Origin of the sequence: Aliivibrio salmonicida LFI1238 (assembly GCF_000196495.1) — a bacterium.
Lineage (GTDB): Bacteria > Pseudomonadota > Gammaproteobacteria > Enterobacterales > Vibrionaceae > Aliivibrio > Aliivibrio salmonicida.
Map to the genome: position 1 here is coordinate 13,050 of NC_011311.1, position 26,084 is coordinate 39,133.

Genomic DNA, 26,084 nt, shown 5'->3' on the forward strand with positions numbered 1-26,084 from the left:
CAGATTTCTAACAGTAAACAAAATACACCTCACAGACAAAAAACGACAATATAAAAAGGATAATAGCTCATGAAGTCCATTAATGCCCTACTGCTCGCCTTTGCTTTATTGATGTCACCACAGAGCTTGGCACAACCCCCGCCAATGGAAAATCAATACGCCATGGTCTTTTTCTTTCGCAGTGATTGCCCGTATTGCCATCAGTTTGCGCCAACGCTGACGCAATTTACGCAACAAAATAACTTGTTCACTTACGCTTTCTCTCTTGATGGCAAAGGCATTCCCAATTTTGATGTGCCCATGCCAGCAACCCCTGAGATAAGCACGCTCTTTTTTGCTAACCCACGCAGCATGACGGTGCCCGCCACGTTCTTAATTAACGTCAACACCCAAAAGTTCGTCAAAGTCAGCATTGGCGCGGTGTCAGGCGCCGATTTACAAACCACCTTCGATAATATTCTCGCGGACAATCAAGTGATGGAGGCGTTGCAATGAAAAAGACACGCCCTCACTTATTGCCGCTCTGTTTGGTGCTTTCCTTTTCAGTGTCCGCCAACGTCAATCACTCCCTTGGGGGATTTTTTGACGAGCTTGGCTATCACGCCAATGTCAGCAACCCAAGCGCCTTTAAAGGCCAAAGTGCCAACTATTACAACGGCGGCAGCCTGTTTGTTCGCACCAAAATTCAAAACGCTCAACTGGCCACGATGACGGTGCCCTCCATTAAAGCCGGTTGCAACGGCATCGATGCGTTCATGGGCGGCTTTTCTCACATCAGCTCAGACCAATTGGTTCAGTTCGGTAAATCGGTGGTTGCCAACGCAACCCCATTCGCCGTTGATTTGGCGCTGCAAACCTGGGCACCTCAAATCAAACAAATCCGTGATAACTTGCAAAGCATTGCCGACAAATGGGTCAATCAGTCCATCAATTCGTGTGAAACGGCTCAAGCCGCCGTGGGCGGATTGGCAAGCTTTGCGCTGCCTCAAGCCAAACAGCACGTCTGCGCCACCATGGGCACACAAAATAACGCCTTCGCCGATTGGGTCGCGGCCAAACAAGAGTGTGGCGTCGGTGGAAGAACCCCGAGCCAACTCGTGAATGCCCGTAACACACCAGAATTGGAAGACATCACCAAAACCTCACACAACATCGTGTGGTCAGCCATCATGAAAAACAGTTTTCTCTCCAGTGATACGGAGCTTGCCGAGTTTTTAATGACGCTCTCTGGCACCTACGTGTATAACGCCAACGGTCAACCGACTTACTACCCATCACTGCTTGATGGCAACAACAATCTGGTGGACGCTCTATTGAATGGCGGCACCATTTCAGGCTATGACTGTGACAACACCGCCGCCAAAGCCTGTTTGTCCCTTCGCCGTAAAAACACGTCCATTTCAAGCGGCAGTGCCATGCAAAGCAAAATATACGCACTGCTTAATGAGATGAATCAATCGCTCATGAATGACCGCCCTTTAACTCAACAGCACACCGCCTTTTTAGAATACACCGACATTCCTATGCTCAGTTTCTTAAAAGAATACGCCCAAGGCGAAGGGACAGTAAGCACGTCTCTGCTTGATAAATACGCCCGAGTCATTGCGATTAATCTCTTAAGTAAGTACCTCAATAACATGCTGAACGTGACCCAATACTCACTCTCTAACACCCAAAACGACAAGAGTGACATTGCCCTCATCAGTGACGACATCTCCAACGCCAAACGATTCATCAGCGAGCTCGATGAAAAAGCCACTCGCGCCCTCATCGCTCAAGAAGAAATGATCGCCAATGCTAAGGTCAGAAAAGCCCAAATGGACGCCGCATTGAGCAGTAAAACCCGAAATAACCTCTACTTTGGAGACAAATCATGACCCTCGAATACTACGTCTACAGCAACGGCGGCACCGCCCGTGACGTCCTGAATGCCATCGCCACCTTTTTTGCAACGCCCACCTTTGGCAGTTTGGTGTCCATCAGCCTTATGTTTTCTGTGGTTGCGACCTTAATGACCTTCTTCATCAGCCGAAACCCCGCCAGCATCTACAAGTGGGCGGCGGTGTATTTCATCGTGCCCATGTTTCTCATCAACATGAAAACCGACATGCAGGTGATTGATTTGACCGAGCCAAACGCGGTCAGAAGCGTCTCAAACGTGCCTTACATCACCGCGATACCGACGTGGTTTGCCAGCTCGCTCATGCACGGCATGACCGAGACCATCGAAGCGGTACTCTCACAACCTGGGGATGAACGCTACGGAAAAACCGGCATGATGTTTGGCTCAAGGCTGTATCAGCTCTCTCGTCAAAGCAACATCAGAGAGGTTGAACTCAAAGGCTACTGGAGTGATTACTTCCACAACTGCCTTGTTGGGGACATTCTCATCAACAAAAAATACACGTGGGATGAACTGTATGCGGCCAATGACATTTGGGACTTTTTGGACACAAAAAGTATGTCACCGCTTCGCGGCGTCTTCTTTGGCCGTGGAAATTATTACACCTGTAAAGACGCGTACCCGCTCATCAAAGCCAAAATGAACCAAGCGGCCAACAAAGACATCACCTACCTTGGCAGCTATCTGTATGGCAAACGCGCCAGCGCGAACGCCAGTTTTTTAAACACCAGCCTGTCGAGCAGCTATCAGCGCTACAACAACATCAGCACCAACGCGTCAAAAATCATGCGCCAAAACATGACCATGAACGCCATTAGAAACGGCACCCTAGAGATGAACGCCACCGCCTCGGCGCTCAATTACGCCTACACCCAAAACAAAATGCAAACCACCTCCATGTGGGCAGGGATAGCCCTTCAAGCCAAGGAATACATGCCGTTGCTGCACACAACCTTATTTATTTTGTTTAGTTGTGTCAGTCTGTTTGTGGCCGTGGCCGCCCTCATTCCAAGCTTAACCGTCATGGTGCTCACCAACTACGTAAAAACCTTTATTGTGCTCGGCATTTGGCCCGCCTTATTCGCGATTTTAAATTACATCATGATATCGGCACTCTCTTACACCACCGAAGGCATTACCGACAGCTTTAATGGCATTACCCTAAGCAATGAAAGCGCCCTGGATGAAATGCACACCCGCTTTGCGTTGCTCTCTGGCTACTTAATGATGTCCGTTCCTTTGATTGCAGGCGCCATCTTAAAAGGCGGCTCGGCGGTCATGTCGAGCCTCAACTACCAAATGGCGGGCATGATAAACAGCACTAACTCAAGAACCTCAGCGGCCGCCGCCAGTGGGGACGTCAACCTTGGCAACATGCAGGTAGACAACCGCTCATGGGCCAATCAGAGTGCCAACAAACACGACACCAACTTGCTTGAGCGCATGGCGGGGCAACAAAGTACCCAACAAGCGGACGGCTCCACCTACACTCAACTGGCGTCCGGCCAATCGGTCTACAACACGGGCGAAGCCGTGTCGAACTTGCACTGGAATGTGGGCTCAAATCAAGACGTGCAACAGTCGTTGAATGACAACTACCAAACCGCGGTGAACAACACCCAAAGCTACAGCAGTCAACTCAATGAAAACATTCAGAGCGGCATGGCACTGCAAAGTCATTGGTCAAACAACATGAGTGAGCAAAAAAGTTACGGCGAAGGCTACAACACCGGCGCCGCCACACAGATAAGCCAAGGCACTCAACGCATGGATTCCGCCAGTGACACCCTCAGCAATGAAATGGGTTGGAGCAAAGACAAATCCAATGCGTTCTTGCAAAGCACCAGTGGCAGCATTTACGCCAGAGGCGAAGGCAGTCTAAGTACCCCAGCCGCCCTCAAAGCACTAACTGGCGCGAGCGGCAGCCTCACCGCAGGACTGGAAGGCAGTTACCGCATCACCGACGAAGACCGTGAAACCTTCTCCAACATGAGCAGTGAGCGCATTGGTCAAGTGCAAAGTGCCATGAGCCAATACAGCGAAGGGGCGAACGACATCCTCTCGGCCTCTTCTCAAATTGACAACAAAGCCGTCAATTCAGAGCTAGACCAATACGTACAAAGCTTCACAAGCAACTGGAATCAATCCGAAGGACTCGTCAACAACGTGTCTCAAAGTCAAGCCGAAAGCCAAAACCTGTCCACGGCCATGTCGAACATAGAGCAAAGCGGGATCAGCTTGAAAGAAAACTTAATGCCGAGTTTTCAAAAATTTGTTGAAAAAGAAGACAGTCGAAATGCTCCATCTATCCTCACGAGCACGAGTGAAGGCGCCATCGCCGCCCGTCAAGAAATGTGGAATAAATACCAAGAAAGTGACGACTTTAAAAACGACGTGTTCGCACTGGCGGGCGTCAATCTGCCCACAACAATGAACAACACCAACGAGCCTTTGGCCTTCAACGCGCATCAAACCAACCGCCGAGATGCACACGAAATGAAAACCGTCAGCTACTTCACCCAAAACACCGACCGAATGGCGTTTACCAAACAAAGTGACGATCTATTTGATAAGACGCGATTTGATGACATCAAAAACGACACCCTCTCACAACAAGAGGACACTCGTGCTCACATTAATCCACTAGAAAAACGAGAGCCAAGCAGTCCAGTACAACCTGAAACGCACACCAATGAATCACAAATAAAGCCCATAAACACAGAGGATGGCTACCATTATTACTCCTCTTTTAATAAAGAAAAGTAAAAGTGTGAGCCAAGATCCAGAGTGGTGAATTGTTTATTTTTTGAGCAATAAAATACTGGTATTATGATCAGGTATTTATTAAAAAAAGGAATAAAATCATGCGCTACTCTTACTTATTATTGACAAGTTTATTTTTTATCAACACCGCTCATGCAACAGAGCAAACGTTATCAAAAACATGGAAATCAGGCTCGGAATTAAGAAAAGAACGAGTCGCTAAAATGAGGGCAGAAGATCAAGCCGACGTCAGAAAAATGTATTTTTTTGTGAAGCACATTAATGACGTTGGCACTCCAGAAAAAGCCAAACTCGACGCCTTTTTACTCGGGCTTCAAGAAGCCTTTTCTGTCAATCAATTCATGGAGAAGAAAACACTAGGGCTAACGTGGTTTTGCGCCCGCCCTTCGTTACTAAATGGGCTTAATGGTGAAAATCCGGTGCCAGAGATCATTCAATGGGTCTATGACACCTACCCTGAGAGATTCAAAAGCAACGGCATATACTCACCATCCAGTGATGCCCTTGCTTATGGATTACAACTTCAATATCGCTGCGAAGGCGTCCCACTAGGGCGCATACCAGGATACAAATACTAAAGGACAATAACATGGATACAGACAAACGCCCCAAACACAGCAATTACACCCGTGGCGGTCAAATTACCTTCCACAACTTGCGCATGTTTTTTCAAATAAACACCGCCCTGTTTAAGTGGATAAGCGTCAGTGTGCTTGGCGCCACGGTGCTGCTCACTTACGTTCGTGCGCCCGCCAATACGTTCATGGCTGTCTGGTATTCAATCCGCAATCACACGCTACTCAAACTCAATGCCCCATTAACTCGTGAAGTCACGACCTTATGGGAGGGTAAACGTTACACCAGCACATTAGGCGCTCAACTCAGTAACAACACCTTACTCGATTTAAACGCTCAGTTTTGGTATCAACTCCAAGTCAATTTCTTGATAAGCACCTTACTTGGACTCGGCCTTGTCTTTATTGCCATGACGTATTTTAAAAGTAAAGGGGACGAACAAACCGACGATCACTTTATCCGTGGGATAAAAAAGGCAACTCCTGCAGAGATAACTAAAGAAGTTAAAGCCAAGAGCAAGCTATCAAGTTTTGCCATCGATAAGCACCGTCTGTTTAAGCACAATTTTGAAATACAGCACTTAATGATTGACGGCACCACGGGCGCGGGAAAATCCGTCGCACTCAGAAAGTTGGTCCGTTGGATACGTAAACGTGGCGATAAGGCCATCATTTACGACAAAGGCTGCACCTTTGTCGGTAAGTTCTATAACCCTGAAACCGACACCATTTTAAATCCCTTTGATGAGCGCTGCGCCAACTGGGACATTTGGTGTGACGCCAAAGAAGCCCCTGACTTTGAAAACATGGCCGCGGCCCTTATTCCTCAACATGGCGATGGCGATCCATTTTGGGTTGATTCGGCGCGAACCATCTTCTCAAGCACCGCCTTTCAAATGATGAAAGACAATGAACCGGTCAGCACCGCTCGATTACTGAGCCTGGTCTTAACCTCTGAGCTAGAAACATTAGGCTCTTTTTTAAAAGGCACGGAATCGGCCACCCTCGTGTCTAACAAGATTGAAAAAACCGCCATTTCCATCAAATCCGTATTGGCCACGTACATTAAAGCCTTGCGATTCTTAGAAGGGTTGGATGAGAAAAATGAACACAACGCCTTAAAGCGCCCTAAATTCTCCATCACCGATTGGGTGCAAGACGATGAGCAAAAAGGCTTCTTGTTTCTCTCCAGTAATGCACAACAACACGCGTCATTACGTCCCTTAATCTCAATGTGGTTGGCCATTGCCTCCAACGCCATCTTAGGCATGGAAGAAGACGAAGACCGCCGTATCTGGGTGATACTCGATGAGATGCCAACCTTGCATAAATTGCCAGAGTTGGACGCCATCATCGCCGAAGTCAGAAAGTTTGGCGGCTGTTATGTCATTGGCATTCAGTCTTACGCTCAATTGGTCAAAACCTACGGTAAAACCACGGCTGAGGTCATTTTTGATTTACTCAACACCCGTTTTTACTTTCGAGCCCCATCAGCCACGATGGCAAAAATATCGGCGCTAGATTTGGGCGAGCAAGAGATAGACATCTCCAAAGAAAACTACTCTTATGGCGCTCACGCCATGCGTGATGGCGTCTCTCTTGGCCACCAAACGGTGACAAGACCCGTGGTATCAACCGCTGAAATCCAAACTCTGGACGACTTACAGTGTTGGGTTCGATTACTGGGGTGCAACCTCATCACACGATTAGATTTAGTGTTCGATAAGATGCCACAACTTTGTCACCCCTTCATCAAACGCAACCACAGCATGTCACCTGAGATGACCGCTATTTATGAACAACTGACCTTTCTTGAGCTCATGGCACCGCAAGCGTTAGATAAAGAAAACCGTGATGCATTACGAAGTGGCCAAGCGAAAAACTTTGAAGACGAAACACAAATGAACGCGGAATGGGCAGATCAAAAACAGGCCATCCGAGCCAATAAAGCCAAAGAGTTAATTCAAAAAGAAAAAGGATCGATGCTAACTCCAGAGAAAAAAGAGCAAGAAAGAAGAGACATTGAGCAAGAGCAAGAGGCTGAGCGCATGATAAATGAAGCCTCCATTGCCGATATAGAGCTCGGAGATTAAAGAAACGTGGTCAAGCCGCTCCCGTTAAAGGCGACGTTTCGGGGTTCATTCCCTAGAGCCCCTAGACCACTGAAATCTAATTATAGCAAAAAATCACAAAACCGCGATAAATCCAAAAAACGTTGATAAGGATCCCCCTCATGATATCCATTTCCCCAATCGCGAGCGCTGGCGAAGCCACTAAATATTACCTAGACGATGAGAAGCACCTCAATGGCGAGCAATCCGAACTCACGACAGAAAAAGAAAACAGCGAGTCTGATAAGGAAAAGAATTACTACTTAAAAGACAGCAACAACACCGCGTGGTTTGGAAAGTTAGCCACCGAAAAAGGCCTGGATGGAAAACCCATCGAAGGGGATACCTTACAAGCGGTACTTTCAGGCTCGTTACTCGATGAAACCATTCATGGAAAACGTGACAAACACCGAGCAGGGTTTGATTTGACCTTTTCGGCGCCAAAATCCGTCAGCGTTCTGGCCTTGGTCGGTGGGGACACTCGACTGCTTGATGGCCACAACAACGCCGTTAAATTCGCTTTATCTGAGCTTGAAAAAGACGCCGCTCAAGTCAAATACACCGAAGAGGACACAAAAAAACAATCCTACGCCAACAGCAAAAGCATGTTGTTTGGTTTGGTTCAGCACAAAACCAGTCGAGAAGACGATCCACAACTTCACACTCACGCCCTGACCGCCAACATGACTCGTGACGAACAAGGTCGATTACGCGCCTTGGCCACCAGTTTAAAACAATCTGGTGGGGTTATTAATGGCACAATGGAGCGCGTATACAATAATCAACTCTACTATGGCATGCTCTACCAAAGTCATTTATCCAAACAAGCAGAAAGCCTGGGCTACACAATCAAAGGAGCTGGCAATGGTCAGTTTGAGATTGAGGGGGTGCCTCAATCACTCATGGATGACTTTTCAAAGCGAAGCCAACAAATCAATGAGAAAACCCAAGACTTAGGGTTTAATTCTCAACAAACCCGAGACTTAGCGGCCAAAAACACCCGAAAAGCCAAAACACACAAAGACGCCGTTGAGCTCAACAGCACCTGGCAACATACCGTAAAAACCGACGGGTTTGATATAACCGCCTTCATTAACAACGCAAAAGAAAATCCGGTTAAAGCGCCCAATGAAAACGTTATCAAACCACGCGCCGTGGATGCGCTGACTCGTACCATCAATCATTTATCAAAAACACAAACCCAATTGAGTTATGAAAAAATGGTGTCTTTTGCCATGAGTGAATTCACCAAAGGAGAAAAGCTCGATGCACTGGACATCAAGCTTGCGCTTGATGAGAGGATCGCTTCAAAAGAGCTGATTGGATTAGACAAAAACAACAGTCAATTCACAACCACAGCCTTATTGAATAACGAGAAAAAACTCATTAATTCCACCAAGGGGCGCCCTCGCCACATGCGCACCCAACCCAACGACACTGCACTATCTCAACTCAATTTAAACAAAGAAAACCAGAACAAACTCGCGGAATTATTTCTTTCAACCAAACAGTTCAATACTGTCAATGTGTTTGGTTCGAGTGAGCAAGTAGCAAAAGGGCTGCTGCATGTCGGCTCTGAAAGCGGCAAGCGCATTCACATCATGACGCAGGGTGGCATCTCTCAAGAAAAAACAGAGCGCACCATAAAGCGCCAATCCCACACTCCACTCCAATGGATAAAAAACACGTTCAGAGCGGATTTTGTTCATGGGGTAAATCAATACTTAGGTGACAAAGTAACGCCCTTTAGCAACAAAGACGTTTTTGTCTTTGAAGACAGCGGTAAATTCAGTGGCGACCAACTCATCGACATCACCAACAAAGCAAAACACACCAACAGTAAGATAATCTTCCTCAACCATGCCTCCGCACGACAAGGCATGAAATCTCACTCTTCAATGGACCTTTTAAGCAAAGGAAACACCAACAACATCAACTGGGTAAACAATCAACCCACCAAAGCGAAAATAAAGATCCACGACAACAACCTCAATGAGTTAGTCAATCAATATGCAGAAAAACCAGACAAAAACACGATCCAAGTGCTGGCAACAACCAATGCTGACGTGAAAACACTCAACACCGCCATCAGAGAAAGACTCAAACAAACGGGCGAAGTGTCACGCCAAGGCGTGAGCATTTCGACGTTAAACCCCCACTTTCTAAGCCAAGAGCAACGTACCCTGTCCACCCATTACAAACCAGGCATGGTACTTCGCTCATGGAGCGAAGGCGCGATGAGTCAATACATCGTCAGTAAACCCCACAGAAAAACCAACACGCTGGACATCATCGATGAAAAAGGCAATCAACTCACCATCGACCCATCAAAGCCAGCGCATAATTTTTCTGTCTTTAAAAAAGAAAGCCTAGAGATTGCCAGCGGCGATAAAATCATCACAAGCGGAAAACATTACGCCTCTCAACTCGCCGCCCATCAAGCGTTCATTGTAAAAAAAGCCACACCTCAGTCCATCACCTTAGAAGACAGAGAGGGCCAACAAAAAACCATTAAGACAAAACACCTGACGGACGCGCCCATCACGCACAACTTTGCCAGTACCACTCAAAAAATAAGTGACACGGCAACGCACCTCATGGTGCAGACCAAAGCGTATAGCGCCTCTAAAGAATTACTCAATGAGTTGAGCCTCAATCGAAACAACATCGATATTTTCACTGACGACAAAGAGAAAGTCGCGGCGCAGTTTGAAAAAAACGAAGTCAGACCCGCCGCCATTGAGCGAGTCATGGCCACAACACAGCCGACAGAAAAATACCTATCGACACTGACAACCAACACCGTGACCAAAGACGTTGAACAGGCATTGCGCCTGTTAAACACCCCAACCTCAAACAACATTGAAAAAGCAGTTAACTTTGCCATTCATCACATCAGTGAAAAAGAAGCCGGTTACACCCAAAAAGAGCTCGTCATGCAAGCGATACGCTACAGTCTAGAAGAGACCGGCACCGCCATCAGCAAAGAGGACATCATTGATACCTTAAAAAACAATCAAGAAACCCTCTCTAGTGAATTCAGTGATGGCACCCGCTGGACAACCAAAGACGCCATCCATACCGAGAAGACCATTCTCGATACCTTAGCGCGAGGGAAAAACCAAACCACGCCCTTTGTCACTCACGCTCAAGCCACCGAATTTCTTCAACATGAAAGCCGACTCACTCAAGGACAAAAAGAAAGCGTCCACATGATAGCGACAACCCCCGATAGATTCGTGGCGGTACAAGGACTGGCGGGAACCGGTAAATCAACCATGCTTGAGAAAGACATCGAACTCATTCACAGCATCGACAAACTCTCAAACAAAGAAACGACCATCCTTGGTCTGGCGCCCACTCACGCCGCCGTAAACGAGCTCAAAAACAAAGGCGTTGAAGCGCAAACGCTTCAATCCTTACTCGCCGACATCCAGAGTGGCAAAACCACAGCAAACACATACCAACAAACGCTTTTTCTTCTCGATGAAAGCTCCATGATTGGCAACAATGACATGAAACACTTCACCGCCTTAGTTGAGAAAAGTGACGCGAAAGCGGTGCTTCTTGGGGACAAAGCGCAATTGCAATCACTCAGCGCAGGCAAACCTTTTGAGCTTGCCATGAGCAGCAACGCCCTTAATCGCACCGACATGACGGACATCGTAAGACAACAAAACGACACCCTCCTTGGCGCGGTGCACAACATGGTAGACAAACAGCCAGAAAGCAGCCTAAGCAAGCTCAAGCAGCAACCCAACGCCGACACGGGCATCCACAAAACTCATCATGTCGTCTCAACCTACGAGAAAATCACCCCCAACCACAGAGAAAACCAAGAAATAGCCACAGAGAAACTGGCTCACGTCGTCGCACAAGATTACCTTTCAAGAACCGAACAATCGCAAGAAGACACGCTCATCATTGCTTATACCAACAAGGAGCGGGACACCATCACTGAACACATCAGACATGGCCTCCAACAAAGTAATCAACTTCATAAAGAAAACACACTCATGCCACGACTGCGCAGCATTGGCGCCACCAAAGAAGAAATGGCCACTATGTTGCCTTACAAAAAAGGACTCGTTGTAAAAACAGGCAAAGACACCCTATCCACCATCATTCACGTGGATAACAAACACAACCTAGTGACAGTAAAAGAGCAGAGCACAGGAAAAGAACGCCCGTTCTTTCCTAAAAATAGCGATCATAAAATGACAAACCTGTTCACTCGCAGTGACCAACCCCTCTCAACCAACGATAAAGTCATGATGAGAATGACCGACAAAGACAAAGGCATTGAAGCCAATACGCCGTATACCGTCAGTAACATTGAGAACAATCTCATTACCCTTAGCAACAAAAAACAGCACACCATCACCCTATCAACCACGGATTTAAAAGACGCCCACTGGGATTATTCGTACACCAGAACCGCAAACATGGCGCAAGGCGCCACGTACAAAAACGTCATCACCGCCATCAAAGGCCGTGGGCAACTGACCAACATTCGTCGTGCTTATATCGATTTAACTCGCGCATCCGAGCACGTAAAACTCTACACCGACAACGAAGGCACCATGATAAAACAATGGCTCAACAACCAGGACGACAAACGCTCTGCCATTGAGACCAATACACTCTCAACCCCAAAAGAAAGCATCACCTTTAACACCGCGCCACTGCCAAAAGAAAACCCACATTACCAAGACATCAATGGCAATTTGGACATGAAAATCATGGCCAAAAAACTCAATAGCGAGCTCGCCATGCGAGCCGAATCACTCGCAATTCACCTACTTGGTACCCCAAACAAAAGCAAATCAGACCGTGATTACCTCACTTTTGGCATCGGTAAATCCGCGTTAAAAGTCACGCTCACAGGCAAGCATCGTGGCCACTTTAAAGACTGGACAACCGGCGAAAAAGGCAATGGCATAAACCTCATTATGGCGGTTGAAAACATCGGTTTTAAAGACGCGTTACTGCACGCCGATACGCTGCTTAATCAAACCAAAGACAACCCGTTAACCCTCAATCCAAACCATGAAAAACTGACCAATACCACGCCTAAATTCATCAGCGAGCTCGAAGCCCGCGCGCGCCAATACCAACAAGAAGCAACCCCAATCAAAGGCACGATTGCTCAAGAATACCTGCGCAATAAAGGCATTATTATTGACGACCACCCAAGCATTAAATTTCACCCAAAGGTATATTCATCAGAAACACGAAGTAATTACCCTGCGATTATCTCAACCATCGAAAATAACAAAGGCCAAAGTAACGCCATTGAAATAACGTATTTAGATAACAAAGGACATACCGCCGACTTAAATATAGAAAAACGCGTACTCGGCACTAAAACAAAATCAAACGTCGTTATTAACGAAGGCTCAAACACCAACATCAGCATTATTACCACGACCATTGAAGACGCCCTATTAATTAATCAACACAACAATAAAGACATCGACATTAATACCGTTAATAATAAAAACGACATTCAAATAATGGATAAAAACACATTACGAGACAACATCATCATTGTATTAAACACCAAAGGAGAAACCCTAAACGAAAATAACATCACAAAGATAATGGACAACTTTACCAACCATACCGTCACCTTTATTGATAACGCAGAATTACAGAAACAAATCGATACTGAAATAACAAAAATTGAACACGGTCAGTTAGAAATAAAAAATGAAGTAGGCAACAATCTTGATATGCACAAACAAGAGAATGCCATTAAACAAGAAGATGAACACCTATTGTCATCTCAATCCAAGTTCATTAAAGAGCAAGAAAGAAAAGAAGAGAACGAACTCATGAGCAAAGTCAGCAACATCAATATGGATGAAAAGAGCACACCAGACATCGATACCAACCCCCAAAGACTCATGGAATTGGACAGAGAAAGATAACAACATAAAAGCGGCACGCCTTAAAAAAGAGAGCCGCTTTTACTTATTCCTTAGCAAGAAAATCCGCTTGCTGTACTTGCGCTTTATCTACAAACTTATCTCTCAACGCTTTCGCCACTACATCATTCTTTATCATTTCTTCACTGTCAAAGGTTTGAGAGTGAGTCACATTACTGACCATCAAATTACGTCGAACCAATAACAACACTTCTTCCAGCACTTCTCTATCACTCACCTCGACTGGGGTGTCATCGTCTTCTCTGTCCCACAACCTAGCACCGAGCTCTGCAAGAAACTTAACGGCTTGAGCACGACTGCCACCTTGCTTTTCAACATAGCGGTCAACCGTCACTTTTAACGCCCCATCAATAGGCACTTGTACTCTATTTACTGTCATCTTTACCTCTCTTTAGGATGGTACAACCTTGGTACACATTCGCCCTTCATTTGTACCATAAGTGTACCACATGAAAAACCGTGGTACACATGTGGTACAAAAAAGCTAAAAGACCTAAAATCATGGTACAAAAGTGGTACAAACAAAAGAAAAATGGGTCAAAGGTGAAACAAAAAGTGGCTCAAACTTGGTACAAAATCAATGTAAAAACCATAACCTATTGAGTACTATACGTTGTACCAGATTTGTACCAAATCTGTACCACTTGTGTACCAAATTCGATGATAATTCTAAATGAAACAATGAAAATTCAATAACTTAAAAACTAAATTCAAAAGACACCTAACTCACTGTTTTTAAATGGCTTTGAAATACAGACAACCCATTACTTTGATTCATCAAAGTAGCGTAGTGTGTCAATCTCTAAAAAGAAGGTAATGCGCACTCGGATGGAAAAATTATTGTCACTGTTTTAAAAATCTAAAATGGGGGTATTCAAAGAAAAAAGCCGTTCAGTATGGCGCGTGAGTTCGACCACAGGCAAAAGAGCGTTGGAGACGTTCAATAGAAAAACAAATTAAGGAAGGAAAAGCGAAGAGGAAAAAATCACGTTGACAGGGGAAACAAAAAAAGACGCTTACAAGCTCGCTAACGCCGCTTGAACTTTTCTAATGTATCGTGCTCTAGCCGCGGCATTCTTCGCACTGAATCCCGCATTATACGCCCCGATACTGTTCCAGTTATAACCATGGCTCGCGAAGTTTTGAGACAGAACCCACGCACCAATGTGAACATTAAAACAGGCGTCATTCAGTAAATTATCTTTGCTGACCCCAAACCGAGATAAACGAGAGAACCACGTCGAATTGATTTGCATCAATCCATAATCGACACTCACCACCTCTCCGCGCTTGTTTCTGTTTTCATTCACCGCATCGGCCTGTAGATTACTTTCAACCATCGCAATCGATGTTAACAAGGTTGGGCTAACATCGTAATAACGCCCAGCCTCTTCAAAACAGAACGCGTTCACATTCAATGACGCCACAGATAAAAACAGGATATTTAATTTCATTTGAACTCATGACTCCATTTAAAAAGCATCAATTTAATATTTACCGCTCATATTATAATTAAACGACTTTAAATAATAATGCCCATTCATCTTTATAAAACGAATACCAGGAAAGACCGAATTAAAACGACAATGTATTATCACGCTATCAGAATTAATGCAGATATTCCAAGAGTGAGCTGTCGTTTTTTCATTTAAATTTATTATTACATCGTACAAGGAGGTTAAATCAAAACAACAAAATCCATCACCATCGAATACGCTTTTTATATCTTGATATAATGACGTGTTTTTTAATTCATTAATATCATTTTGTTGAGTTTCACTTATTCCCCGAGACAACAATTTAAGATAATGAAGTTTATCCGAAAATGAATACGTCGATTGATGAGTCATTCGACGTTGTTTATTATTGTGTATACGCATCATGCCCCCTTACTATGAATCGACAAGCCTATTAAAGTATTAAGCCGCGGCGCACTCGCGAGCCTGAGTAATGTATTGATGCGCTTTCGACGCGGCACTGGCGGCCTGAAAAATAATCTTTTTATCATTCTTTAATGCCTTCAACCAACTGGCAATATAGCTCTCGTGTTGCACCTCTCCACCGAGACCAAAATCCGCCATTAAAAAGGCACTGCCAAGCTCAGCAATTAACTCTTCAAACGCGTATGCCTCATCGCCAAAACGTTTTCCTTTTGTGCGATTTAGTCGGGCCTTTGCCCCACTCCAATGAGTCAATTCATGAAGGGTGGTCGCATAAAAATCAGGCTCACTATTGAAGCGCTCACGAGGCGGCAGATATATTTCATCCGTAGAAGGACGATAGAAGGCTTTATTACCCATTTCGACAATCTGTGCGCCCGTTGCCTTAATCGCCTCGTCAACGTGTGCGTAGGCGTTAAAATCAAGAGATTGAACGGAAGTCATTGACGCCCCACCAGCCAACTCAATGCCGTCGATTTGGTCAAGATTAAACACGGTGTAGGTTTTCATCACAAACGCGCTCTCTTCATCACCGGTGGATTTATCTTCTTTGGTGTACTGCTTATAGAAAATAATCGTCGTGCCTTTTTCACCTTTGCGAACGTGGCCACCCATCTCGATGGCTTGCTTGTACGTCAACCAAGCCGACGCAGTAAACCCACGTTCAACAGCAGCGCCCCACAACAACAGCACATTAATGCCACTGTATTGCGCGCCACTCTTCAAGCTGTAAGGCATAGAAGAGCACCCTTCCATGTCCCAGGGACACGCCCACGGTTTAACCCCACACTCAAGACTTGCAATAATCGAATCCGTAATAATTTGATAGAAATCCGTTTTCGCTTTTGTTTTTTTGCCTTTGCTTTTTGGTTTGCTTTTAAAATTATCGCTTTTAGAGTGAGCCTCGGTTTCCAAAGGCTGGCCTTTGGTTGCTGATTGAGGTGTAGAGAAACTTGCAGGGGCTTGAGTTGAGTGTGTCATGATTGAGTCCTCTTTGATTAAGATATCGCTATTCAGTGCATCGCCTGACTGCTCAATCTCTCCACAGGGTTCTTAATGACAAGGGCGCGAAGCGTATATTTACCCTTGTCATTAAGGTTCTGATGGTGAGTTGATTTGCAGGAAGTCGCGACGCACTGGGTAGCGGTAACTCAAAGAGGATGAATGACGCACGAAACCAAGCCCATGCGTAGTTGACCTTAACCCAAAGCAGTGAAAGCCCTTGATGTTAGCTCTAGCTGTAGATTTAGCACTCGCACTGGCTCTTTCTTTTGATGTTGCGATAAGGATTGTCTATCAGGAGCGTAGAGGCCGTTTAAGCTTGCTTAACTACGGCATCACGTTATCGATGGGAGGAGCTTGCGACGAAAAGCCTGTTAAATCGCCCGGGGATTATTACTGTCTACTTGCGGTTTAAATAAAAGAACGAAAAAATCATGGTAATCGAAACGTTTTAACCTATCTTAATTGAGTGTATTGTTGTATTTCCAGTTATTACCTTATGAATAACTGACTCCAGTTTGCCATGCATCCAACCAAGTGCGTGGCATTTTTTTGTTTCAAATTTGAGTAATAAAAAAAATGGCCCAGTATCAGCTGAGCCAAAAAACTACTACGAATGAGAGATCACCTGTCTAAAAAAAGAGTAGTCTTAAATAGGTTGTATATTTGTTCCTTGTCACCTTGTTAATGTATTCTTATATTCCCCCTCTTTCTACCGTAAAATCTAACAGGTAGAATTATGCACATCAGTGTAACTAACCACCGTATAACAAGGATTAATGTGACCCCTGACAAACTCTACCTCATACCTCATACCTCATACGTTATAGGCAGGAAGTTGACTTGGCCATGGATATACAAAAACTTGCTTAAGAATGCCTTGCCATATTAAGTGCCGCTTAAGCGGATTGTTGTGCTTTTCTGGAACATTAGAAGCACTAGACCAGAAATGAAGTCCTGGTTCGTTTGTTGTTTGAGAAACAACAAGCGCACTCAACGCAGGCGCTCCCGCATCAGCGAGCACTTGATTTAACAAACCTAAAGGAGCCGCCCAAGACTGAGGAGAATGCCACTCTCCTGACTTATTTTTATAATCATTAGTCAGATCTGAGTATGTTTTCGGGTTATCCCATGACACTAAAATGTCATAAATAATATAGATATCTGCATTCACCTATCAGTCCCTCTCATAATAATCATGATTAACATATAGTTATAAAAAAGGAAAAACTCTATCTTTAAAAGAAAAATAGGCACTTTAATGAGAAAAAAATTTACCGTTAGACAAGAAAAAGGGGAACATATCAAATAAGCTCACGTCACTCCCACTTACTTAAGCCTCGGCATAATGATGTACAGAGCCTTTAAATGAAATCATCCCTTGATTAACTAACTGTTGATATTGATACTTCATCAAACTAATCCCTTCCTCTTCATTAATATCTTGAATCCCTTCAATCTTTAGCTTCAAAGATAAAAATAAAGCACTATCAAACGCTTCAAGATGAGAGCAACATTGCAACAGAATAGATAAATACCTTTCATCTTTTCTATCAACGTTTGTTTTAATAAAAAAGCCCCCAAGCACGTGTAACTGAGCTTCATCTTCTTTCACTAAACACACTTGATAAATATGACGATACATGGACGTATCTCCAGTAAAGAGCGTCATAGTGTTAAACATTTTATCGCCATTAAAAACACAAGAAAATGGAACATAAGCTTGCTCATTGATCATTTCATTTCTCATCATACAGTTTCATTTAACTGTACGTGATACCTATTGAGTCCCATACGTAAAAAACACACGAACGTGAAGTGACTCTGAATTTCAAAATATCAACCAACAAATAGACATGAAAATTAACGCACAATACGTCATCATTCACGAAAACTCGTCTACCATTAACCGCAATGGTTCCCCCCTACCAACACAGAAACTGATTTATCTCAATGTTAAGAGAGAGTAAATGGTTCGCGTTTTAATTTACGATAATGACCATCGAATACGAATAATCGTTTATTTACTGATAGGAAATATAAGCATGAACAAAAAAGACTTAGTATCACACATTGCAGATATCGCGGATTTATCACAACAAGAAGCAACAGCGGCGTTAAATGCCACCGTAGAAAGCATTACCAATGCACTAAAAAACGGTGAAGAAGTCACGTTAATTGGATTTGGCACATTTAAAGTCAACCCACGAGCGGCGCGTGAAGGTCGTAATCCTAAAACAGGCGATACCATTCAAATTGCCGCAAGCAATATGCCGGCATTTAAAGCCGGTAAAGCATTAAAAGAAGCAGTGAATGAATAGAATTTAAAAAGCAATCAATCTAGAATGGATTGCTCGCTGAAGAAAAATATTAGTAAAAAATAGGCCGATTAAAAGATCGTATTTTTTATTTATGACATTGTACCTTCTATCAGTCGGTACAATGACTTACCCTTATCATCGCTCATCTTCTCCCTTTAATAGAAGTCAAAAAGCTGCTTGTGGCATTGATAATGATCATATGCTCCCATCACCAGCTCAGGGATAGAGCTCGCATCATCAATCATTATTTTTTCTATTTGCTTTATTGACCACCCAAAGAAAAGAGGTGAGTCAGAAAACTCACTACCATCCCTCCATTCCCCCTCAATCAACGTCCTACGTAAATCATTCCTGAAATGCCGAACTGAGCCCCGTCCATATGATCCCCAAATCGACTTATCATTATTTTCAGCCATGACTTTCTCACAAACGTCCAATTGTGCAATTAAACATGGATGGCCCAAAGGCTGCTTAAAATTCTCGCGGACCTCTTTTATTGTGGCACGAAACTATTTGATTTTTTCGACAGTCTCACTCATCTTTAGCCTTCTTGCTCGCCGAATATGACTTCAACAGCCTGTAGGTAATCTTCCGGCGTTTTATTCGTAAGTAACTTTGCCTTGAATTTATCACCACGTACGTAGCATCTCAAACTCACATCATGGTGCATATTGTTAGGACACAACCCTCGATACTGAGTAAATAGAGAGCTAATTTTTTGACGACCTAAACCAAATGCGCGTATCACCTCTGTTGAGGTGATACGACCCTCGATGGATAACTTCGCATCTATAAATTTAAGCACCGTTTCGTCCAGTAATGCGCGTGACATCTCGATCACCTCTTAATTTAACCTAGCCAAATAAAATAATGTCTTGTTTGCATCGAGCAATCGCTTCATCAAGAGTCGCAAACATTCCTAGAGTACTAGAGCGATCCCATGCACCTCCAGTAAGACAACGGGACTCAAAACGTTTACCTGTTGGCCATGCTGTAAACCAACTTTCTTTACTCTGCTGCTGACTCTCATAGAACTCAGTTTCCGACTCAATTTCGAGTTCGATCCCAAACTTACCCATTCGCGTCACGTGATCTTGATAGGTTTCAAAGGTAAACTCTTCAATATCAATGTATGGGCGCCCAAACCAGTGCTCTAACTCCAATGAATGTCGCTCTTCATTGGGTGTGCTATCAAAATCATCTCTTAACTTAGGGCCGATAAAATAACCCTGCACTCTTTCGCAGGTTTGATTTTCTGGATAATGCTCGGGTAAATAATCTGAAATTTTTTGATCAATTGTCATCGTTCATCTCTCCCTTAATATGACACCCTAATCTATATTGCTCTGAAGCTTCAATTATTTCATCAAGAAAAATGACCTCGGCCGCTAATAACATAAGCTGCCAGGCACTGTAATTAATAGGTCGATATTCTTTACTTTCAATATTGCTTTCCCAACGCCTAACCGCTTTACAGCCTTTGTCATTATAAGATCGCCCCACTAATGCCCCGACTCGACTCTGTGTAAAGCCTAAAATCTGACGTAACGATCTCACCTCTTCAGGTGTAGGCGGTACATGATTTTGATCTGTTATTGGTAACGAGCACGGACGATTGCGAAAGGCTTCAACAGTAACAGGGGGTTCTGTGAGATAACCCGCTTTAATTTTACTCATAATAATTGTCCATTGTTGTATAAATGGGCTGCTTTGCAGCCCTACACTATTTAATCGTCAAACCTGACGATTAAATCCATCCTCTTTTAGAGAAAGCGACCGTCTCACCGCACCCAATAACAAAATGATCAAGCACTCTAACGTCAATTAATGCTAATGCATCCAACAATCGAGCCGTTATTTTTCGATCGGATTGACTCGGCTCCGCAATGCCAGAAGGATGATTGTGTGTAAATATCACGGCGGCAGCGTTGTAATGTAACGCTAATTTAACCACTTCTCGTGGATACACTGACGCACTATCGATCGTCCCAACACTGTGCTCTACAAACTCAATTAAACGGTGCTGATTATCCAATAACAAAATACCGAACACTTCATGCTCTTTATGTACTAATCGATTAGTACAAAATTCAATGGCTAAATCAGAAGTCGTTAGCTCAGGCGTCGTACGGATTTTTGTTTCAATAATCGCAGCGGCTTGAGCAAGGGTTGTTTTTTCATTTTCAGTAAACATAAGATGCTTCCTAATCATTGAATTTATTATACCGCCCTTTATGGGCGGTTTAAAGGGTAAAGTTAATTAATATTCGCTTGGTAATAAAATGGTCGTCACACGGCGATCATGATCAGTAACGATCCAAAGGGTTGTCCCTTCAAAATCGTACTGTGACATAATGCGCTCTCCGTTATGGGTCGCTTCATTATTAAGCTCGCCATCTTCCGCCGCCGTTGTGCCCCAATCGCATAACGCGTGACGTTTAACAAATTCATCCATTGCTTCGTGTTTACCCTCGCATAAAATATTAATCCCTTGCGTCAAAACCACCGTACCTAAAAAGAATGGAATAGGGTCAATACGTTGCTCTTTGCTCTGAATAATTTCATTTTTGCTTGAGCCTGCCTTTGCTTGCATCGCTTCTGTTTCTTTAGTGATTGTTGAGTTGATAGCTACTGAATGAGTCATGGCTGTTTTCCTATGTTTGAGTGAGTTTTCATCTTCGTTTCGCCTGACTGTTCGATTTCTTAGCATCGTTCTATTGGACAAGGGCGCGTAGCGTTTATATACCCTTGACCAATAGGTTGTGATAAGAAACGATTTACAGGAAGTTGCGAGGCGAATGTGAAAACACACACATAGGAAACAATGACTCATGAAAGTGATAGCGACGATTACAAGCACTTTAGAAACAGAAGTGAACGCTCTTGATGTTAGCTCTGGCTCTTTCTTTTGATGTTGCGAGGGGATTGTGTCTTTGAAACTTAGATGAATAGAAACCTTGTTTCGTAATGAATCAAGTTAGCAAGACGAGCGCAGCGAAAAGCCGTGAATGTTAGTCCTGGTTAAAACGTCTTTTTTGTTTTGGCCAAGACTATAAATGAACATTCGCCCACTCTTCTTTTTGTCCTTAATTTTTATCAGTAAAATGAACCGACTAAAAAACGAACATAAAAAACAGATCCATATTCAGCAATATGAAGTAATCAATAAAGATAAGTGTATGAAAAAGTAGAATAAGAGAAAGTGTTTAGGTTAGAATAGCGACGGGTGCTTTTGGCTATTAACCGAAAGCATGGCGTAAGTTTTGTAGACGGTAAATAGACGAAAACCCCGATAATTAATTTTCATTAACTAACGAGGTTTAAATCATGTTTCTAGACAAAGCTGATCTTAGCCTCTATTTTGACGAGGTGCAAGAAAATGCTGAAAAAATCGGCTGTAACGAGTTTAGTAGTCATTTGCGTGACTATTTTAATTGGGCTTTGGTTAGTACGAGATTCATTGTGTGATGTCTCTTATCAATCAGGGGGGACGATTTTAAAAGCAACACTTGCTTACGAATCAAGATAGTAGCTGAACAGGTGGCTGAGTAAAGCAGCCACCTGATTTCAGATTGTTAAGTGCAGGCCACGAGCACCCATGTTTCATATCTTAACATCCCAAATAATAGCCTTACTGCATTAGCTGAGGCTTCGTTCCCCCTGTCTAATGACAAACTCATTCCTAAATAATTTCTAGATATTCTCGAACTAAAGTCCAACACGTGACTGAATCTATCCCACAGAGTCAGCGGTGAACTAAAGAATTATCAGCATAAATTCGCTCATATTTTCTAAACTAACTGTACAGTGAACTCGAGTAATAAAAGCAGAGACTTATTGTCATGATGGGCAGATTTAAGCATGATCATTGGTTAATAAATAAAAACAACTTCTTGGTTATTTATCCAATTTCTTGGTTAGTAAATAAAAAGATAAAAATTGAATTTATTTAACTTATTGATATATAGGTGTTTTAATATTGGCATTCTAATTGCTCTATCTAGGTTAACTCGTGTAACACGCTATCCTAAATAGAATCCAAAATAAGGAATACAACGATGCCAACTCCAGCGTATATGTCTATAAAAGGCGAAGTTCAGGGCGATATCACCAAAGATGCCTATTCAGCAGATTCTGTCGGTAATACCTGGCAGGAAGCACACATCGATCAATTTTTAGTTCAAGAGCTTGATCATGTATTAACCGTTCCACGTGATCCACAAAGTGGCCAACCTACTGGCCAACGTGTCCACCGTCCGGTGATCGTGACTAAGCAACAAGATCGATGCTCTCCATTGTTATTTAATGCGTTAGTGTCTGGTGAGAAATTACCGGAATGTAGCATCAATTTCTACCGTACTTCCACGTCTGGTAAGCAAGAGCATTACTACACCATTAAACTTATCGATGCATTATTGGTTGATGTGCAAACTCGCATGGCTCATTGCCAAGACGCCGCAACCTCAGATCGCGTAACAGAAGAAGTTCTGAAGTTTACTTATCGTGCCATTGAAGTAACGCACGAAACGTGTGGTACGGCTGGCGATGACGATTGGCGTAAACCTCGCGAAGCGTAATGACGCGAAGACATAATTTTAAATGAGGGCCCTGTTGGCCCTTTTGTCGTATTAGTATCAGGTAAAAGACATGAGTAAAGAGATAGAATTTACGTTTACGGTGTTTGGCACAGCCCATGAGTTTCGTGTCGAGAGTTTTCATGTGGTTGAAGAGTTGTCTCGCCCTTTTCGCGTCACTTTGTCATTACTTTCACTTGATGCGGATATCGCGTTTGATGGATTAAGTCGAAAACCTGCTTTATTGACTCTGATGGGTCAGGGGATGGGGAATAGTCGTCAATTTCATGGTGTTGTGAATGAGGTGCGTTACTTAGGGGTTGGTCGTCGATTTTCCCGTTATCAAATCACCCTCTCCCCTCAATTATGGTTTCTAACTCAGCGTCAAGATTGTCGGATATTTCAAGATAAATCTGTAATTGATATTGTCACTGAGGTGCTTGATGGCGGGGCTGTGACCGATTATCGTTTTGAGCTTTCTGCCGCCTACCCTCCTCAAGAATACGTGCTTCAGTATCGTGAAACGGACAGCCATTTTGTTCAACGTTTATTGGCTGAGCAGGGATTATGGTATTACTTTGAGCATAGTGAAAGTAATCATACGCTAGTGATTGTCGATAAAAATGATGCAATACCTGAAATTATCAGCTCACCAGAAAATGCTTCTTATATGGGACCATTCGTGTATCAATCTGAGGGGGGCGGAAATGCAGATCGGGAGCACGTCTTTGAGTTAAGCACTTATCATCGGGTTCGTACCGGTCACGTGACTCAAACCGATTATAACTACGAGCAACCCCGTATTCCTCTGCAAGTGGAGCAACAAAGGGATCGAGATACTGATTTGGCGTTTTTTGATTACCCAGGTCGTTACGCTGAAGCCTCTCAAGGTCAGTTACAAGCGGTTTCTCTTTTAGCGGATAATCATCTTGAAAGTCATCAAATAGAAGCGGAAAGCAGCATTATGCGCTTAACGGCAGGCTATAGCTTCGAGTTGATAAGACACTCAAGAAAAGCCATAAATAGAGATTATACGTTACTGTCAGTAAGCCACTCTGGTCATAACCCACAAGTGCATGAAGAAGAGTCCAGCGGTCTACCGACCACTTATCAGAACCAGTTTATTTGTTTGCCACGAGACGTTGAGTTCCGCTCCCCTACACTCTCCGCTCCTGTGGTTGACGGACCTCAAACGGCTGTCGTTGTCGGGCCGGCAGGGGAAGAGATTTACACCGATAAACTCGGACGCATTAAAGTGCAGTTTCATTGGGATCGTTATGGAAATAATGATGAGTATGCAGGGTGTTGGCTTCGTGTGTGTCAATCAATGGCGGGGCCTACTTGGGGCGCGGTCTATTTACCGAGAATAGGACACGAAGTGGTCGTGACCTTTTTAGATGGGGATCCTGATAGACCATTAGTGACTGGTACGGTATATAACGGAGTGAATACCCCGCCCTACCCATTACCTGAGAACAAAACTAAAACGGTGTTTCGTACCCAAACTCACAAGGGTGAGGGCTACAATGAAATGTCGTTTGAAGACGAAGCCAATCAAGAGCAAGTTTATTTTCATGCTCAAAAAGACATGAGATCCAAGGTTCTTAATAACCGATTCAGAACCATAGGGAATGATGAAGCGCTAACCGTTGGACGTAATCAAGAAAATACCATCAAGCAAGACAGAAAAGAAACCATTGAAGGTAATAAAATTTCAATCACTAAGCAAACGTTCACGGAAACGATTGAGCAAGATGTCAAGGTCAGCTACAACGCTAATATGGAAAAGAACGTTGTTGCTAAACAAACGTTAGAGGTTCATGGGGATCGTAATAGTACGGTGGGAAAAAATGATGAACTGACTATTTCTGGTGATAAAAGCACGATCACTATGGGGGCAAGAAGCAGTGACATTAGCGCTGACGATACGTTAACTGTTGGCAAACTCTTAACAGTAGAGGTCGGAAGCAATGCCTCCATGAAATCCGATGGTGAGTATACGATTATTAGTGCGGATGAAATTAACGCGACAGTAGGCAGTTCCGGTTTCATTTTAAAAAATAACGGCACCATCACTTTGTATGGCTCAAATATTACGATTGATGGCTCAGGCTCGGTCGCCTTAGTTGGGGGGAGTGTTGCGATTAACCCTGGCGCGGCGGCCAGTCAAAGTAGCAGTGTGAGCGTTAACCCTCCTCGTACTTTTTCAATGTCGCCATTGGCATCAACCAAGCCTGTGATGAATTCTTCGGTGTACAGTGAAATGGTTCAAGAAGGCTCAATTATTAAAGAGCTATGTCAATGCGGTCAGGGGGATATATGCAAACTGCACAGTTAAACAAACAATGGCGAGTTAATGGCATTGAAGTCCCTGTCTTTGGAGAGGAAGAGATCCTTTATGCGGTTATTGAACCCGAATTATGGCCTGAGTGGAACGTCGAATTAAGCCCTCATACCCATGAGCTAGAAATCGTTAATTTATTTAATGCAACCCCATTTAGTGTGATAAAAAATGGGCCCGTTGTTATTAACATAACGAGCGCTCAAGTCTTGTTGAATATCTGTATAAAAAAAATGAGTACCACCCATTGCGGTGCATTATTTCATACGGCAAGCACAACAAGTTGCAGTCAGTTAATGTACTCCCTACGTAATGCGTTAGTCGTTAAAAAAGGCGTTGGTGATCTCTTTCTTCGATATTACGATCCGAGAGGATTATTGCCACTAGTCGCCTCCCTCTCAGATGAAGAGCGTCGTGATTATTTTTCTCCTATCAATAAAATAACGTGGTTTAACAAGAGGTGGTTAAGTGTTTCTGTATTGGCACCTATTTCGGCCCCGTTTTCCGATTATCAATGGAATATGACCGAACTGCATCTTGCGTCGATGACATCCATTTCAACTCAGTGGTAAAGGAGTAATC

25 protein-coding genes are annotated in these 26,084 nt (G+C 43.7%); 13 read left to right on the plus strand and 12 right to left on the minus strand.

The genetic code is table 11. The annotated features are described in order from the left end of the window. Positions 1 to 69 precede the first annotated feature (69 nt). The 6 genes from trbB to traI all read left to right on the plus strand — a co-directional run bounded on the left by trbB (position 70) and on the right by traI (position 13,306). Complete coding sequence (gene trbB, locus VSAL_RS21800; protein ID WP_012548854.1) at positions 70 to 495, plus strand: type-F conjugative transfer system pilin assembly thiol-disulfide isomerase TrbB; 426 nt, start codon at positions 70 to 72, stop codon at positions 493 to 495. Further along, entirely contained in the window at positions 492 to 1,877 is a 1,386-nt protein-coding gene (locus VSAL_RS21805) for a conjugal transfer protein TraH (protein WP_012548855.1), read from the plus strand. Before trbB ends, VSAL_RS21805 begins: the two co-directional genes overlap by 4 nt. Beyond that, entirely contained in the window at positions 1,874 to 4,669 is a 2,796-nt protein-coding gene (gene traG / locus VSAL_RS21810) for a conjugal transfer mating-pair stabilization protein TraG (RefSeq protein ID WP_012548856.1), read from the plus strand. Before VSAL_RS21805 ends, traG begins: the two co-directional genes overlap by 4 nt. 98 nt (positions 4,670 to 4,767) lie before the next feature. Beyond that, complete coding sequence (locus VSAL_RS21815) at positions 4,768 to 5,265, plus strand: hypothetical protein (RefSeq protein WP_012548857.1); 498 nt, start codon at positions 4,768 to 4,770, stop codon at positions 5,263 to 5,265. 11 nt (positions 5,266 to 5,276) lie between these two features. After that, complete coding sequence (gene traD, locus VSAL_RS21820) at positions 5,277 to 7,355, plus strand: type IV conjugative transfer system coupling protein TraD (RefSeq protein ID WP_012548858.1); 2,079 nt, start codon at positions 5,277 to 5,279, stop codon at positions 7,353 to 7,355. Positions 7,356 to 7,495: 140 nt separating this feature from the next. After that, entirely contained in the window at positions 7,496 to 13,306 is a 5,811-nt protein-coding gene (gene traI / locus VSAL_RS21825) for a conjugative transfer relaxase/helicase TraI (protein WP_012548859.1), read from the plus strand. Between the two features lie 43 nt (positions 13,307 to 13,349). Here traI and VSAL_RS21830 read toward each other — a convergent pair whose 3' ends face one another. Continuing rightward, positions 13,350 to 13,703, minus strand: a complete 354-nt coding sequence (locus tag VSAL_RS21830) for a hypothetical protein (RefSeq protein ID WP_012548860.1) — start codon at positions 13,701 to 13,703, stop codon at positions 13,350 to 13,352. 89 nt (positions 13,704 to 13,792) lie between these two features. Here VSAL_RS21830 and VSAL_RS24145 point away from each other — a divergent pair, with 89 nt between their 5' ends. Next, a complete protein-coding gene (locus VSAL_RS24145) occupies positions 13,793 to 13,927 on the plus strand; it encodes a hypothetical protein (RefSeq protein ID WP_269447631.1) in 135 nt (44 codons plus the stop codon). A 413-nt stretch (positions 13,928 to 14,340) separates the two neighbouring features. Here VSAL_RS24145 and VSAL_RS21835 read toward each other — a convergent pair whose 3' ends face one another. The 3 genes from VSAL_RS21835 to VSAL_RS21845 are packed head-to-tail and all read right to left on the minus strand — an operon-like array spanning position 14,341 to position 16,245. Beyond that, positions 14,341 to 14,778 (minus strand): lytic transglycosylase domain-containing protein, encoded by a 438-nt coding sequence (locus tag VSAL_RS21835; protein WP_012548861.1) that lies wholly within the window; start codon positions 14,776 to 14,778, stop codon positions 14,341 to 14,343. A gap of 33 nt (positions 14,779 to 14,811) precedes the next feature. Then, positions 14,812 to 15,207, minus strand: coding sequence for a hypothetical protein (locus VSAL_RS21840; protein WP_012548862.1), 396 nt, complete (start codon positions 15,205 to 15,207; stop codon positions 14,812 to 14,814). Positions 15,208 to 15,243: 36 nt separating this feature from the next. Then, complete coding sequence (locus VSAL_RS21845) at positions 15,244 to 16,245, minus strand: ArdC family protein (RefSeq protein WP_012548863.1); 1,002 nt, start codon at positions 16,243 to 16,245, stop codon at positions 15,244 to 15,246. A 244-nt stretch (positions 16,246 to 16,489) separates the two neighbouring features. Between VSAL_RS21845 and VSAL_RS23600 the strand changes: the two genes are divergently transcribed. Next, positions 16,490 to 16,681 carry a hypothetical protein gene (locus VSAL_RS23600; RefSeq protein ID WP_158306899.1) on the plus strand — a complete coding sequence of 64 codons (192 nt, stop codon included), beginning with the start codon at positions 16,490 to 16,492 and terminating at the stop codon, positions 16,679 to 16,681. Between the two features lie 402 nt (positions 16,682 to 17,083). On the opposite strand, the gene VSAL_RS21850 is transcribed toward VSAL_RS23600, so the two are convergent. Then, positions 17,084 to 17,440 carry a hypothetical protein gene (locus VSAL_RS21850; RefSeq protein WP_012548864.1) on the minus strand — a complete coding sequence of 119 codons (357 nt, stop codon included), beginning with the start codon at positions 17,438 to 17,440 and terminating at the stop codon, positions 17,084 to 17,086. Positions 17,441 to 17,599: 159 nt separating this feature from the next. After that, positions 17,600 to 18,019 (minus strand): hypothetical protein, encoded by a 420-nt coding sequence (locus VSAL_RS21855; RefSeq protein WP_012548865.1) that lies wholly within the window; start codon positions 18,017 to 18,019, stop codon positions 17,600 to 17,602. Between the two features lie 292 nt (positions 18,020 to 18,311). On the opposite strand from VSAL_RS21855, the gene VSAL_RS21860 reads away from it, so the two are divergent. Continuing rightward, positions 18,312 to 18,587 carry an HU family DNA-binding protein gene (locus VSAL_RS21860; protein WP_012548866.1) on the plus strand — a complete coding sequence of 92 codons (276 nt, stop codon included), beginning with the start codon at positions 18,312 to 18,314 and terminating at the stop codon, positions 18,585 to 18,587. Between the two features lie 155 nt (positions 18,588 to 18,742). Here the strand turns inward: VSAL_RS21860 and VSAL_RS21865 are convergent, their stop codons facing one another. From VSAL_RS21865 to VSAL_RS23490, 6 genes are all read right to left on the minus strand, one after another. Next, positions 18,743 to 19,003 (minus strand): hypothetical protein, encoded by a 261-nt coding sequence (locus VSAL_RS21865; protein ID WP_012548867.1) that lies wholly within the window; start codon positions 19,001 to 19,003, stop codon positions 18,743 to 18,745. 125 nt (positions 19,004 to 19,128) lie between these two features. Beyond that, positions 19,129 to 19,419 (minus strand): hypothetical protein, encoded by a 291-nt coding sequence (locus VSAL_RS21870; protein ID WP_012548868.1) that lies wholly within the window; start codon positions 19,417 to 19,419, stop codon positions 19,129 to 19,131. A gap of 22 nt (positions 19,420 to 19,441) precedes the next feature. Continuing rightward, positions 19,442 to 19,891 (minus strand): hypothetical protein, encoded by a 450-nt coding sequence (locus VSAL_RS21875; RefSeq protein WP_012548869.1) that lies wholly within the window; start codon positions 19,889 to 19,891, stop codon positions 19,442 to 19,444. Next, on the minus strand, positions 19,881 to 20,264 hold the full coding sequence (locus VSAL_RS21880; protein WP_012548870.1) for a helix-turn-helix domain-containing protein: 384 nt from the start codon (positions 20,262 to 20,264) through the stop codon (positions 19,881 to 19,883). The genes VSAL_RS21875 and VSAL_RS21880 overlap by 11 nt, the downstream gene beginning before the upstream one ends. 70 nt (positions 20,265 to 20,334) lie before the next feature. Continuing rightward, a complete protein-coding gene (gene radC / locus VSAL_RS21885; protein WP_158306900.1) occupies positions 20,335 to 20,781 on the minus strand; it encodes a RadC family protein in 447 nt (148 codons plus the stop codon). A gap of 66 nt (positions 20,782 to 20,847) precedes the next feature. Then, a complete protein-coding gene (locus VSAL_RS23490; protein WP_049940477.1) occupies positions 20,848 to 21,231 on the minus strand; it encodes a hypothetical protein in 384 nt (127 codons plus the stop codon). A 735-nt stretch (positions 21,232 to 21,966) separates the two neighbouring features. On the opposite strand from VSAL_RS23490, the gene VSAL_RS23120 reads away from it, so the two are divergent. The 4 genes from VSAL_RS23120 (at position 21,967) to VSAL_RS21905 (ending at position 26,074) form a co-directional block, all read left to right on the plus strand. After that, the gene (locus tag VSAL_RS23120; RefSeq protein WP_083799329.1) at positions 21,967 to 22,116 is read left to right on the plus strand and encodes a Hok/Gef family protein; all 150 of its coding nucleotides are present in this window, start codon (positions 21,967 to 21,969) and stop codon (positions 22,114 to 22,116) included. Between the two features lie 529 nt (positions 22,117 to 22,645). After that, positions 22,646 to 23,164 (plus strand): Hcp family type VI secretion system effector, encoded by a 519-nt coding sequence (locus tag VSAL_RS21895; protein WP_012548873.1) that lies wholly within the window; start codon positions 22,646 to 22,648, stop codon positions 23,162 to 23,164. 70 nt (positions 23,165 to 23,234) lie between these two features. Further along, entirely contained in the window at positions 23,235 to 25,499 is a 2,265-nt protein-coding gene (locus VSAL_RS21900; RefSeq protein ID WP_012548874.1) for a type VI secretion system Vgr family protein, read from the plus strand. Next, positions 25,481 to 26,074, plus strand: coding sequence for a DUF4123 domain-containing protein (locus VSAL_RS21905; RefSeq protein ID WP_012548875.1), 594 nt, complete (start codon positions 25,481 to 25,483; stop codon positions 26,072 to 26,074). The genes VSAL_RS21900 and VSAL_RS21905 overlap by 19 nt, the downstream gene beginning before the upstream one ends. Positions 26,075 to 26,084: the final 10 nt, after the last annotated feature.

What these genes read in the sequence shown, in the direction of transcription:
- trbB (WP_012548854.1), top strand. Translation starts at nt 70, where the DNA reads ATGAAGTCCATTAATGCCCTACTGCTCGCCTTTGCTTTATTGATGTCA.
- VSAL_RS21805 (WP_012548855.1), top strand. Translation starts at nt 492, where the DNA reads ATGAAAAAGACACGCCCTCACTTATTGCCGCTCTGTTTGGTGCTTTCC.
- traG (WP_012548856.1), top strand. Translation starts at nt 1,874, where the DNA reads ATGACCCTCGAATACTACGTCTACAGCAACGGCGGCACCGCCCGTGAC.
- VSAL_RS21815 (WP_012548857.1), top strand. Translation starts at nt 4,768, where the DNA reads ATGCGCTACTCTTACTTATTATTGACAAGTTTATTTTTTATCAACACC.
- traD (WP_012548858.1), top strand. Translation starts at nt 5,277, where the DNA reads ATGGATACAGACAAACGCCCCAAACACAGCAATTACACCCGTGGCGGT.
- traI (WP_012548859.1), top strand. Translation starts at nt 7,496, where the DNA reads ATGATATCCATTTCCCCAATCGCGAGCGCTGGCGAAGCCACTAAATAT.
- VSAL_RS21830 (WP_012548860.1), bottom strand. Translation starts at nt 13,703, where the DNA reads ATGACAGTAAATAGAGTACAAGTGCCTATTGATGGGGCGTTAAAAGTG.
- VSAL_RS24145 (WP_269447631.1), top strand. Translation starts at nt 13,793, where the DNA reads ATGTGGTACAAAAAAGCTAAAAGACCTAAAATCATGGTACAAAAGTGG.
- VSAL_RS21835 (WP_012548861.1), bottom strand. Translation starts at nt 14,778, where the DNA reads ATGAAATTAAATATCCTGTTTTTATCTGTGGCGTCATTGAATGTGAAC.
- VSAL_RS21840 (WP_012548862.1), bottom strand. Translation starts at nt 15,207, where the DNA reads ATGATGCGTATACACAATAATAAACAACGTCGAATGACTCATCAATCG.
- VSAL_RS21845 (WP_012548863.1), bottom strand. Translation starts at nt 16,245, where the DNA reads ATGACACACTCAACTCAAGCCCCTGCAAGTTTCTCTACACCTCAATCA.
- VSAL_RS23600 (WP_158306899.1), top strand. Translation starts at nt 16,490, where the DNA reads ATGTTAGCTCTAGCTGTAGATTTAGCACTCGCACTGGCTCTTTCTTTT.
- VSAL_RS21855 (WP_012548865.1), bottom strand. Translation starts at nt 18,019, where the DNA reads ATGATGAGAAATGAAATGATCAATGAGCAAGCTTATGTTCCATTTTCT.
- VSAL_RS21860 (WP_012548866.1), top strand. Translation starts at nt 18,312, where the DNA reads ATGAACAAAAAAGACTTAGTATCACACATTGCAGATATCGCGGATTTA.
- VSAL_RS21865 (WP_012548867.1), bottom strand. Translation starts at nt 19,003, where the DNA reads ATGGCTGAAAATAATGATAAGTCGATTTGGGGATCATATGGACGGGGC.
- VSAL_RS21870 (WP_012548868.1), bottom strand. Translation starts at nt 19,419, where the DNA reads ATGTCACGCGCATTACTGGACGAAACGGTGCTTAAATTTATAGATGCG.
- VSAL_RS21875 (WP_012548869.1), bottom strand. Translation starts at nt 19,891, where the DNA reads ATGACAATTGATCAAAAAATTTCAGATTATTTACCCGAGCATTATCCA.
- VSAL_RS21880 (WP_012548870.1), bottom strand. Translation starts at nt 20,264, where the DNA reads ATGAGTAAAATTAAAGCGGGTTATCTCACAGAACCCCCTGTTACTGTT.
- radC (WP_158306900.1), bottom strand. Translation starts at nt 20,781, where the DNA reads ATGTTTACTGAAAATGAAAAAACAACCCTTGCTCAAGCCGCTGCGATT.
- VSAL_RS23490 (WP_049940477.1), bottom strand. Translation starts at nt 21,231, where the DNA reads ATGACTCATTCAGTAGCTATCAACTCAACAATCACTAAAGAAACAGAA.
- VSAL_RS23120 (WP_083799329.1), top strand. Translation starts at nt 21,967, where the DNA reads ATGCTGAAAAAATCGGCTGTAACGAGTTTAGTAGTCATTTGCGTGACT.
- VSAL_RS21895 (WP_012548873.1), top strand. Translation starts at nt 22,646, where the DNA reads ATGCCAACTCCAGCGTATATGTCTATAAAAGGCGAAGTTCAGGGCGAT.
- VSAL_RS21900 (WP_012548874.1), top strand. Translation starts at nt 23,235, where the DNA reads ATGAGTAAAGAGATAGAATTTACGTTTACGGTGTTTGGCACAGCCCAT.
- VSAL_RS21905 (WP_012548875.1), top strand. Translation starts at nt 25,481, where the DNA reads ATGCAAACTGCACAGTTAAACAAACAATGGCGAGTTAATGGCATTGAA.